Source organism: Flavobacterium sp. TAB 87 (assembly GCF_001529295.1).
In the GTDB taxonomy this organism is placed as follows: domain Bacteria; phylum Bacteroidota; class Bacteroidia; order Flavobacteriales; family Flavobacteriaceae; genus Flavobacterium.
In genome coordinates this window covers 263,071-273,951 of record NZ_LLWK01000038.1, presented here as the reverse complement: position 1 = coordinate 273,951, position 10,881 = coordinate 263,071, and the positions used below count along the sequence as shown (strand labels likewise).

At 35.8% G+C, this 10,881-nt stretch carries 7 protein-coding genes; all 7 read right to left on the bottom strand.

Features of this window, described 5'->3' with window-relative positions:
- Window positions 1–43: 43 nt before the first annotated feature.
- On the bottom strand, window positions 44–700 hold the full coding sequence (locus tag AP058_RS13345; protein WP_066311840.1) for a 3-oxoacid CoA-transferase subunit B: 657 nt from the start codon (window positions 698–700) through the stop codon (window positions 44–46).
- Between the two features lie 86 nt (window positions 701–786).
- Complete coding sequence (locus AP058_RS13340) at window positions 787–1,488, bottom strand: CoA transferase subunit A (RefSeq protein ID WP_066311837.1); 702 nt, start codon at window positions 1,486–1,488, stop codon at window positions 787–789.
- Window positions 1,489–1,719: 231 nt separating this feature from the next.
- Window positions 1,720–4,023, bottom strand: a complete 2,304-nt coding sequence (locus tag AP058_RS13335) for a penicillin-binding protein 1A (RefSeq protein ID WP_066311828.1) — start codon at window positions 4,021–4,023, stop codon at window positions 1,720–1,722.
- Between the two features lie 11 nt (window positions 4,024–4,034).
- Window positions 4,035–4,514 carry a gliding motility lipoprotein GldH gene (locus AP058_RS13330; RefSeq protein WP_066311825.1) on the bottom strand — a complete coding sequence of 160 codons (480 nt, stop codon included), beginning with the start codon at window positions 4,512–4,514 and terminating at the stop codon, window positions 4,035–4,037.
- Window positions 4,498–5,886: a regulatory iron-sulfur-containing complex subunit RicT gene (locus AP058_RS13325; protein WP_066311822.1), complete on the bottom strand. Its 1,389-nt coding sequence runs from the start codon at window positions 5,884–5,886 to the stop codon at window positions 4,498–4,500. The genes AP058_RS13330 and AP058_RS13325 overlap by 17 nt, the downstream gene beginning before the upstream one ends.
- Window positions 5,887–6,133: 247 nt before the next feature.
- On the bottom strand, window positions 6,134–7,666 hold the full coding sequence (locus AP058_RS13320; RefSeq protein ID WP_066311821.1) for a SusD/RagB family nutrient-binding outer membrane lipoprotein: 1,533 nt from the start codon (window positions 7,664–7,666) through the stop codon (window positions 6,134–6,136).
- Window positions 7,667–7,684: 18 nt separating this feature from the next.
- On the bottom strand, window positions 7,685–10,831 hold the full coding sequence (locus tag AP058_RS13315) for a SusC/RagA family TonB-linked outer membrane protein (protein WP_066313460.1): 3,147 nt from the start codon (window positions 10,829–10,831) through the stop codon (window positions 7,685–7,687).
- Window positions 10,832–10,881: the final 50 nt, after the last annotated feature.

Below are 10,881 nucleotides of genomic sequence, written 5' to 3'. Positions count from 1 at the left end.
TAATACTATGTTATGTCCTTTGTTTATAACCGATTCGTAAAAACTAAGTAATACTCATCTCCGGAATTTCTCCGTCGATAATTAAGTCGGCTTCAGTCGAAGCGATAATGTGCTCTACCGAAACGCCCGGTGCTCTTTCAATTAATTTAAATCCCTTGGGAGTAACTTCTAAAACAGCTAATTCTGTCACTACTTTTTTAACACAGCCAACTCCAGTTAACGGCAACGTACATTTTTTAAGAATTTTAGATTCACCCGCTTTATTTACGTGCATCATTGCTACGATAATGTTCTCTGCAGAAGCTACTAAATCCATCGCACCGCCCATTCCCTTAACCATTTTACCAGGAATTTTCCAATTGGCTATATCTCCGTTTTCGGCAACTTCCATTGCGCCCAGAATAGTTAAATCTACTTTTTGACTTCGAATCATTCCGAAACTGAAAGCAGAGTCAAAAAAACTTGCTCCAGGCATAGTAGTAATCGTTTGCTTTCCCGCATTAATAATGTCGGCATCTTCTTCACCTTCAAAAGGAAAAGGACCCATGCCTAAAACGCCATTTTCACTTTGAAATTCTACAGCAATTTCGTCGCTAACATAATTCGCGACTAACGTCGGAATTCCGATCCCTAAGTTTACAAAATAACCGTCTTTTACTTCTTTGGCAATTCGTTTTGCTATTCCTGTTTTGTCTAACATATCTTCTCGTTATATAAATTAGAAAATCTAATCATTGGATATAGTATCAAACTAAGTAATGAATAAATTGTCTGATTATCTCGTTTTTATTCTCTCTTACGAACCGTTCGTTGTTCAATTCGTTTTTCAAATTTTTCTCCTTGAAAAATGCGTTGCACCATGATACCTGGAATGTGAATTTGATTGGGATCTAGAGTTCCTGCAGGAACTAATTCTTCTACCTCCGCAACTGTTATTTTCGCAGCACCAGCCATACAAGCATTAAAATTTCGAGCTGTCCCTTTAAAAATTAAATTACCCGCTTCATCCCCTTTCCATGCTTTTACAATAGCAAAATCAGCTTTAAAAGCCTCTTCCATAATGTGCATTTTACCATTAAATTCCCGAACTTCTTTTCCTTCGGCCACTTCAGTTCCATAACCCGCAGGTGTAAAAAACGCAGGAATTCCAGCTTGTGCTGCGCGACATTTCTCGGCCAATGTTCCTTGTGGTGTCAATTCAACGTCTAGTTCTCCCGAAAGCATTTGTCGTTCAAATTCGGCATTTTCACCAACATAAGACGAGATCATCTTTTTGATCTGTTTTTTCTGCAATAACAATCCCAGACCAAAGTCATCCACTCCCGCATTATTTGAGATGCACGTTAAATTAGTGGTGTTTCTTGCAACTAATGCTGCAATGGTGTTTTCGGGAATGCCACAAAGACCAAAACCTCCAAACATTATCGTCATATTATCGGTAATACCTGCAATGGCGTCTTGAACAGAATCTACTTTTTTGTTAATCATAGTGAATTGATTTTTTCCTTTCTAAAATTACGTATTTATTTTGAAAGCAAAAATAAATTTCAGTATTCGTAATATAATAAGTTTGAATCAGAAGTTCTTTACGAAAATGATAATGTAAAATAATTCTGTCTTCGGTGTCAATGACTTCTAATATAAAAGCCATAACCTCTAGATGGAAGTTATGGCTTTTATAAAAGTAAATTAATAATTAAATAAGAATTTTGAACTGCATTACAATTCGAATTCGTCTGTATTTTGTTCTGGATTAATAGAATCTTTTACTTTCTTCGGAACGTAACAGTCAACTTTTATCGAAAGATTTGCTGGCTTTTCGAACTCAGCTTTAGATATTTTTAAATCAGGATCGTTATAACATAGTTTCATAAAATAACCCCAAACAGGTAAGGCGGCTGTTGCTCCTTGTCCGTAGGTTATACTTTTAAAACGAGCCGAACGGTCTTCGCAACCTACCCAAACACCGGTTACTAAATTTGGAACCATTCCCATAAACCAACCATCAGACTGGTTTTGTGTGGTTCCTGTTTTACCAGCAATCGGATTGGTAAATGCGTACGGATATCCTGTTACACGATTGTACCCGTGTCCACCACCTGTGGTGCGCAAACGCGAACCAGATCCACCTTCGGTAACTCCTTCTAATAATTTAACTACTGCAAAAGCAATGTCTTTATTTAGTACATCATGTGATTCTGGAATTGGTTCGTAAATTATTTCACCACTTTTATTCTCGATTCGACTCAAAAATTGTGGTTTTACATAAACTCCTTGATTTGCAAAAGTACTATAAGCTGCAACCATTTCTTGAACCGTAATATCAACGGCTCCTAAAGCAATAGAAGGTTGATTCGGGATATGTGTTTTAATTCCTAATTTATGTGCCAAATCAACTACGGCTTCTGGACCAGTTCTGTCTATTAATTTCGCTGAAATCGTATTTATTGAACTTGCCAATGCTTTCTTTAAAGTAACCATACCAATGTAGCGGTTGTTGGAGTTTTTTGGAGTCCAGCTTGCCGTTACGTGGTGGCGCCCAACCGGAATAGTAAAGGGAGCATCAATGATAGAGTCGCAAGGAGACATATTAAGTTGTTCGATCGCGGTAGCATAAACAAACGGTTTAAAAGTAGAACCTACTTGTCTCGTTCCTTGACCCACGTGGTCGTATTGAAAATATTTATAATTAATACCACCAACCCAAGCCTTAATGCTTCCGGTTTGTGGTTCCATTGCCATTAATCCAGATTGCAAGAAGTGTTTGTAGTAGCGGATAGAATCAGTTGGCGTCATAATAGTATCACGCTCACCTTTCCACGTAAAAATTTTCATTTTGGTTTTTACGTCAAACGATTTAATGATCTCGTCATCCGACTTTTCGGCACCTTTCATTACAAACCAACGATTCGATGCTTTCATCGCTTGCATCATAATACGATCGGTTTCTTTTTGAGAAATGTTTACAAAAGGTGCATTTTTATTCGTCTTAGACTGAATAAAAAATTCTTGTTGCAAGTTTGCCATGTGCGCAGATACTGCTTCCTCAGCATATTTCTGCATTCTAGAATCAATTGTTGTATATATTTTAAGGCCGTCTTTGTAGATGTTGTAGTCACTTCCGTCAGCTTTTTTATTCTCGGTCACCCATTTTTTCATGTAGTCACGTAAGTACTCTCGAAAATAAGTGGCAGAGCCTTCACGGTGGCTTTCTAATTTAAACTGCAAAGTAATTGGTAATTCTTGTAAACGGTCTTTCGTTTCCATAGAAATCATCTTTGCTTTTTCCATTTGTCTAAGTACCACATTACGACGGTTTTTTACACCAACTGGATTTCGAACTGGGTTATACAAACCTGAGTTTTTAAACATTCCAACTAATATCGCCGACTCGTCTACCGTTAAGTCTTTTGGTTCTTTCGAGAAATAAGTTTGTGCCGCAGAACTTACACCGACAGCGTAATTTCCGAAGTCGTATACGTTGCAATACATCGCCAAAATTTCATTTTTGGTATACTGTCTTTCTAATCGAGTAGCAATAATCCACTCTTTTATTTTCTGCACTATACGAAACGGTAAAAACTTAGACCCTTCTCCGTGAAACAATTGTTTTGCTAATTGTTGGGTTAAAGTACTCGCTCCTCCATTAGTTCCTAGGGAAAACGCAGCACGTAAAGTTCCTCTCGCATCAATACCGGAGTGCTCATAGAAACGCTCGTCTTCGGTAGCAACTAAAGCATCAACAAGATTTTTAGGCAAGTCAGAATATTTTAACTGCGATCTATTGGTTTGGAAATATTTTCCAATAACAACGCCATCCGAAGAAATAATCTCGGTCGCTAAATTGGAATCTGGATTTTCAAGATCTTCAAAAGAAGGCATTGAACCAAAAATTCCCCAAGAAGCAAATAGGAAAAAAGTAATCGTTCCTAAAAGACCGTAAATATAAATTTTCCAAAAACGCTTAGTGTACGTTTTGAAGTCGGTATTATTTTTTGAAATATTGTTTTTTTTAGTAGCCATATATAACTATTCTATTCTTTTTTTTCTATTCTAAATCCAACGTCAGTAACACCTTCTAATTCTTGTACGCCCGGAACTTTGCCCGATTCGCGAACAGCTTGTTTGATATGCACTTTATAAGTGCCTTTAAATTTGACATTCTCTCGATACAAAAGTTTACTTTCTTTAATGTCAGAAAACCCATTGCCCAATAAACTTCCATCAGGGTTTGCCATTTGGTATTCTAAAGTATCAATTTTGGTAAAGCCGTTTTGCTTCTCTGTTGAAACAATCAAAAACAAATTGTTATACGCATAATTGTTGTTCGCTCTCAAACTTACAAGTAAGTCGTACGTCTTAGTCGAATCTAATTGAGGTAAGTCAAACGTGACAATACTGTCTTTGTGCCAAGCACTACCAACAGATTCGTACGTATCAAAAACCCTTTCTTTATCACATGAAAAAAGAACTACTGCCGTTAAAAATAAAATAGCGCTATTTTTTATTCTCATTCTTGGTAATAATTATTGGTTTTCTTGGCTCGGCAGTCGCAGAATCTTCGGCTGGCTTTGGCTTGTTAGCTTTCGGTGCGCGATTTTGATTCTTATTTGGCTTGCTAGGAGTATCGTTTAATTTTTCTTTCTCTTTTTCTTTTGGTTTTTGATTCGGATTTGCTTTTAGCTTTTGATTCGGATTGCTAACTTTAGCTTTGTTTTCTGGTTTAGCAGAATTTGCTACAATAACATTTTCGCCAGCTGGCTTTCTATTCTTGCTTGGTTTTTTCTTGCGTTTTGGTTGGTCAAAACGAGTCAAACTTTCTTGCCCCATCGCATTATTGAAATCTTTTTCAGGTTCTGCAGTTTCTTCAATTGCATAGTCTTCTAGAGACGAAACTTTATTTTTAAGTTTGTTTTCTGCTACTATTTCTTTGACTTGATCAATTTTTAAAACGTGCCAATTTGAGAAATTGTTGGTGTAAGCAAACCACATTAGCCCCTTAAAAATATCTTGCTTTTGGCAAATAGCATCTCCTTTTTCAGTAACTAATTTAGTGTCGTATTCTGGAAAATCTTTTAAAGCATCCATGTACGTGTCTAATTCATAGTTCAAACAACATTTTAGTTTACCACATTGTCCTGCTAATTTTTGAGGATTCAGTGACAACTGCTGGTAACGCGCTGCCGAGGTGTTCACACTTCTAAAATCGGTTAGCCAAGTAGAGCAACACAATTCTCGTCCGCAAGAACCAATTCCGCCTAAACGAGCTGCTTCCTGACGGAAACCTACTTGTTTCATCTCAATTCTAGTGCTGAATTCTTTTGCAAAATCCTTAATTAAAACTCTAAAATCGACACGATCATTGGCTGTATAATAAAATGTTGCCTTTGATCCATCACCTTGGAACTCAATATCCGAAATTTTCATTTCTAGTTTTTGAGAAATAGCCAATTCTCGTGCACGAACTTTCATCGGTTCTTCGCGATCACGCGCTGCAGACCAAATGTCAATATCTTTTTGTGATGCTTTTCGGTAAATTTTAGCAACTTCACTACTTTCAGGATTCACTCCTTTTTTCTTCATTTGGATACGAACCAATTCTCCCGTAAGAGTCACAATACCAATATCATGTCCTGGAGAAGCTACAGTTGCAACAATGTCTCCAATACTTAGGGTTAATTTCTCAGTATTTCTATAAAATTCTTTTCTGCCGTTTTTAAAACGTACTTCAACGCAATCAAAAGGAGCCTCGCCATTAGGCAAACTCATGTTCGAAAGCCAGTCAAAAACAGTCAATTTATTGCAGCTATCGGTGCCGCAAGTCCCATTATTTTTACAACCCTTTGGTGCTCCACCATCAGAAGTTGAACAACTTGTACATGCCATAATTTTATATGTAGTGTTGCAATAAATGCAACTTAAGTTCTTAGAAAGATTTACGCGTAAAGATAGTATTTTTTAATTTTATGTTACAACGATTGGAATTATATGCAAATGATAAAATTTTTATTAAAAAGAAACCCATTGCGATTGCTATCGTAATGGGTTTCTTTACTGCATTTACATTTATAAAAAGTCGTTTTTTTTATAAATCACTTCTAAATTTACATTCAGTAGCGTTAGAATTACTTTACTATTTATCCCACCAAACTGGTGTAATCATAGATTTAAAATTCGCACTGTAGACGGCTGAATTAGTGCTTTTTTCAGAATTCGGATATACAAATCTTCTGATCCATTCCCCACCATTGTTAGGATCTGTGTTTTTTGGTAATTTTAAACCAACAAACACATTAGGTGAGAAATTGTATCTGCGATAATCTGTGAAAGTTTCTGGATTTAGATACAGAGCAATAAATTTCTGTCTCATGATGTCTTTTAATGCTAAAGTTGTTGTGCCTTTGGCGATTGAAGCGTCAGCAATGTAAGCTGTTTTTAGAGCAGGTGCAACTCCTAACTTATCCATGTTAGCATTAATTCCAGCAAGATAAGCAGTGTTTGCTGCTGCATTTGCACCAGCGCTAGTAGCAGTTCCTCCTGCTAAAAGGAAATTCGCCTCTGCTTCAATAAATTTCGCTTCAGCAAATGACATAATTACTAATGGTGAATTCGCTTTTGAATAAAAGAAATCAATTCCTATCTTAGCATTAGCGCCTGGTTGTCCAGGAACATTAGCGCCAGTTCCATTTTCAATTCCATTGTAATTAGTAACTACCATTGGATCTGGATTTGTAGTTTGTGAAGCTGGATTCGGATACTTTCTGATGTCAACAATTGCTAATAATCTTGGATCCATTGTTACTGTAGTAAATGGAAATGATTTTCCATTCATAGCATTTATCAATTGATTTGAGATTAAAAACGAAATGTTACCAGTGTTTAATCCTAACTGATTTGCGTACCAAGGATTTGTATTTACAGTATTGTAAACTAATTGAAAATCATCTGCATTAGAGGTGAACCCTTTTGATAAGCTTTCCAATGCTTTTGTAGCAGCTGTTCCAGCGTTTATTTTAGATAAGTGTAACTGATATCTCGCTTTAAAAGTATACGCAGCCTTAATCCATTTGTTAACGTCTCCGCCATAAATTAAATCTTCTTTACCCGGTTTATTAATTATTGAAGTATTAGGAGCCGATAATTTTGCGATTGCAGCTGTAAATAATTCATCAATTGCAGCGTAAACAGATTCTTGAGAATCATATTTTGGATATGAAATTACACCACCTTGGGATGCTTCAGTATAAGGAATATCTCCGTATAAATCAGTTGCTAAACCGAGATTAATCGCTTTTAAAACTTGCGCAATTCCTAAGTAGTGAGAAGAATTTGTAGCGATTGCTTTGTCTTCGACCACTTTAATATTGGCTAAAGCTTTTACATAAGTGGTAAACCAATACGAATCTAAACCACTAAAATAATGCTTATCAATATCCTGATTTGAAAGTGCTGAAGAAATATGTTGGTTTACCTGAGCCACACTTACTGAAGCAGAATATTGAGCGTCAATGGTGTTTTGAATGGCAGGACTTAATACATCTTTTAATGCTGTTGAATTAGTGTCTATCGCATCGGGAGGTGTATTTACGTCAAAATAACTATCGCTGCAACTGGTCACCAAGCTGGTCGTAACAAAAAGTGCTACTATTATTAAAATATTTTTCATACTGTTATTTTTAATAAATTAAAATCCAAAATTAACACCAAAAGAGTACGATTGTGTTAATGGAACGTTTAAACCCGTGAACCCATATACGTTACTTCCTGAGCTAAATTGACTTCCTTCAGGATCAAAACCTCTAAATGGTGTCCATAGCAAGAAGTTACTTCCGCTAACTGTAAACGAAGCAGTTGCCATATTTAATTTGCGAAGTAATTCTGAAGGTAAATTATACGATAAAGAGACATTTCGTAATTTCAACCAAGAAGCATCTTGTACTAAAATTTCAGAAGATCTGTTGTAATTTTCATTACGGTAATAACTGTTAGCATCTATTATAGCTGGAATGTCATTTTTGACGTAACCGCCAGAACCATTAGATTTTACACCGTCCAGCACTTTTTGAATGTTTCGCTCTTCAGTGATTTTTAAAACACCATTACGCAACCCGTTTCTTTGTCCAGAGTCAAAAGCGCTTCCACCTTCTTTATATTCGAACAAAAATGATAAATTAAAATTCTTGTAAGTAAAAGTATTGTTTAGTGTAGCAACCCAGTCTGGAAATGCATTAGCAACTTTAGAATATTCGAAATCACCTTTAGCCGTTTTCTTTAAAATTGGTAATCCATCAGCACCTATCACTCTTTGACCATCAATTTGCGTCCAAGTATATCCATATAAAGATCCGGCTGCATCACCTACTTTAACTTGAGAAATTACACCTTGAAAACTGTCCATAAAAACAACATTCTCAAATGGCAAAGAAGTTACTTCAGTGTCATAAGCAGTAAAGTTAGCAGTAGCAGTCCATTTTAAATTGCTAGTTTTCAATATGTCTCCTGCAAGTGTTAACTCATGACCTTTTGTTTTTAACGAACCTGCATTACTCCAAATACTTGTTAAGCCAGAAATTTGAGATACTGGAACTGCAATAATTTGGTCGTCACTTTTTCTATCAAAATAAGTGTACTCTAATCGTATGCGGTTATTATAAAACTTTAAATCAGTACCTACTTCAAGAGTGGTAACGATCTCTGGTCTAATGTTAGGGTCTGAAGCAATAGAGCCAACAGAAATTCCACCAACACCATTGAAAGGAGTTTCAGGTCTACTGTATCTTCCAATTCCGTAAGGAGGAATTTTCCCAACTTGTGCCCATGAAGCTCTTATTTTTCCTAATGATAAAACATTTCTATCTTTATCAATTAAGTCATTAAATACAAAGGCAGCATTTGTAGAGTAATAATCAAAAGATCGATTTGCTTTAGGTAAAGTTGAAACTTCATCTCTTCTTGCAGTAGCTCCTAAATAGATAATTTCTTTGAAATCAGCTTTTGCTTCACCAAAGTATCCAATGTTTCTTTGAACTTGCTCTCCTGTATTTGTTACAAATTTGTTTGTAGTATTTGAAATATTGTCAAATCCTGAGATTAATAAACCTTCACCTCTTTGATTGCCATAAGTATTTCTAGTATCAGAAATTTGTTGTCCTATCAAAAGATTAGTGCTAATGTCACCAAATTTTTTCGTCGCAGTAAATACTAAGTTTGAATTCAGACCTTTGAAATTAATAGTTTCATTTGTTATGAATCCTTTTACACCAGTTCCAACATCTAAATCATCTGGAACGTATCTATTTCTCAACTCAGAATAATTATCAATACTTGCTCTATAAACAACATTAAACCAAGAATTCGCTTGCCAGTTTAAGTCGGCACCAGCAATCCAGCGATCAACATTGTCATTTAAATTACTGATTTCAGCAAAATATCTTGGATTGTCGATAGTTCCTTTGGTCCAGTTTCTTTGTTTTCCATCAACAGTCAAATAGTTGTTAATATCAATAGATGGAGACCAGTAAGCCATTGAACTCATGATCGATTTATCTCCAGTATTAGCTCTAGTTCCACCAGAATTAGCATACGTTACAGAAGTTCCCAGTTTTAAATTTTCTAATAATTTATAACCTCCATTAAACTTTAAAGTTTTTCTGTCGTAGCTTGTGTTTGGAACCGTTCCTTCATCTTTACTTGTAGATGCAGAAAGATAATAATTGATTTTTTCGTTTCCACCGCTTACACTTACGTTTAAAGTGTGATTAACTCCAGTTTTGAAAAAATCTCTATAAAAATCTCTAAAGCGAATGCTTGAATCATCAGCAGAAGAATATTTTGGTCCATTCGATTGAAACCCAGAAGTAAAACCAGGATAATACGAAACGCCACCAGGAACACTGTCGTCATTATTACTTAAAACTCTAGGAACTAAATTACGTGGAAAAGGAGAAGCTCCATTTCCCGCTGTTGTACCTTCTCTCCATGTAGATTGTAACTCAGGATATTTGTTTATTTCACTAAATGAAACGCTAGAGGAAACATTCACCTTCGTTTTTCCTTCTTTTCCTTTTTTAGTAGTGATGATAATTACACCATTACCGGCCAAAATTCCATAAAGTGCTGTAGCTCCTGCTCCTTTCAATATCGAATAAGACTCGATGTCATTTGGATTGATATCTACCGAACGGTTTGAAAAAGCAAATTGCTCGCTACTTCCGGCAGAATTAGAACCAATTGAAGGATTAATGTTTCCTGTAAAAGTCGAATTGTTCACTGGATTACCGTCAATAATTATTAAAGGCTGATTGTTACTTCCAGCACTTAGCGAGGAAACACCTCTAATTAATATATCAACTCCAGCACCAGCAGCGCCAGATGTTTTGTTTACCGTAAGTCCAGAAATGCTTCCTTGTAAGCTTTCCAGAGCATTTACCTGGCCTGGTCTTTCAATATCTACAGCTTTAACGGTTTGATTAGCAAAACCTAAAGACTTTGTTTTGCTTTGAACATTAAATGCAGTAACAACAACCTCGTCTAGTTTGTTTTCTGCACCTTCTTTAAGGCTAATAGTAACTGTAGTACCAGTAACGGTAACTTCTTGATTTGCGAAACCGATGTAAGAAACCACCAAAACGCTTCCTTTTGAAGCCTTAATTTGAAAGTTCCCGTCAAAATCTGTAGACACAGCAGATTTAGTTCCTTTAACAGCGACGTTTGCTCCGGGTAATCCAATACCAAGGTTGTCTGAAACTTTACCTTTAACAATACCTTCTTGGGCATACATCATAAAAAACCCAAAAAAGAATAGTAAAAGAATTAAAATCTTTTTTTTCATATCGTTAAATTTTCTTATTTTAAGTAAATCTAACGTATTTTTTAACACAA

What these genes read in the sequence shown, in the direction of transcription:
- AP058_RS13345 (WP_066311840.1), bottom strand. Translation starts at nt 700, where the DNA reads ATGTTAGACAAAACAGGAATAGCAAAACGAATTGCCAAAGAAGTAAAA.
- AP058_RS13340 (WP_066311837.1), bottom strand. Translation starts at nt 1,488, where the DNA reads ATGATTAACAAAAAAGTAGATTCTGTTCAAGACGCCATTGCAGGTATT.
- AP058_RS13335 (WP_066311828.1), bottom strand. Translation starts at nt 4,023, where the DNA reads ATGGCTACTAAAAAAAACAATATTTCAAAAAATAATACCGACTTCAAA.
- AP058_RS13330 (WP_066311825.1), bottom strand. Translation starts at nt 4,514, where the DNA reads ATGAGAATAAAAAATAGCGCTATTTTATTTTTAACGGCAGTAGTTCTT.
- AP058_RS13325 (WP_066311822.1), bottom strand. Translation starts at nt 5,886, where the DNA reads ATGGCATGTACAAGTTGTTCAACTTCTGATGGTGGAGCACCAAAGGGT.
- AP058_RS13320 (WP_066311821.1), bottom strand. Translation starts at nt 7,666, where the DNA reads ATGAAAAATATTTTAATAATAGTAGCACTTTTTGTTACGACCAGCTTG.
- AP058_RS13315 (WP_066313460.1), bottom strand. Translation starts at nt 10,831, where the DNA reads ATGAAAAAAAAGATTTTAATTCTTTTACTATTCTTTTTTGGGTTTTTT.